At 51.9% G+C, this 511-nt stretch carries 1 protein-coding gene; it reads right to left on the minus strand.

Annotated features, from left to right (window positions below; all coding sequences use genetic code 11):
• On the minus strand, positions 1–511 hold a 511-nt coding region (locus tag SCJ97_11765), incomplete at both ends, for a radical SAM protein (protein MDW7740705.1).

Raw genomic sequence — 511 nt, forward strand, 5'->3', positions numbered from 1 at the left:
GGGTAATACTGGGCCATAACATTGACGGCGCAGCGTGGAGATATTTCTTCGCTAAGAAAGCGGGCTATTTCGGAACTGCCTGCAATATTTTCCGGCATGACCAGGTGACGGACAAGCAGACCTGCGTAAGCCAACCCGGAAGAATCTGTTTTAAGATCACCAACCTGTCGCTGCATCTCTTTTAAACTCTCCTTCAAGCGGGTATAATAGTCGGGAACACCTGAATACAATCTGCCGGAAGAATCTGAACCGTACTTGGCATCGGGCATGTAGATGTCGATGAAACCTTCGAGCAGCCGGAGCGACTGAACAGACTCATAACCGCCGCAGTTATAGACCACGGGCAGCGTAAGACCCTTAGAGGCGGCCAAATCTATGGCGGAGGCTATCTGATGAAGGTAAGGGGTAGGTGTTACCAGGTTTATGTTGCTGCAGCGATCTTCCTGCAGGGAAAGCATGAGCGAGGCTAATTCTGCGGTTGTCACGGCACGGCCGCTATCATGGGCTTGGC

This window comes from Bacillota bacterium (genome assembly GCA_033549065.1).
GTDB lineage: Bacteria > Bacillota > Dethiobacteria > DTU022 > DTU022 > JAWSUE01.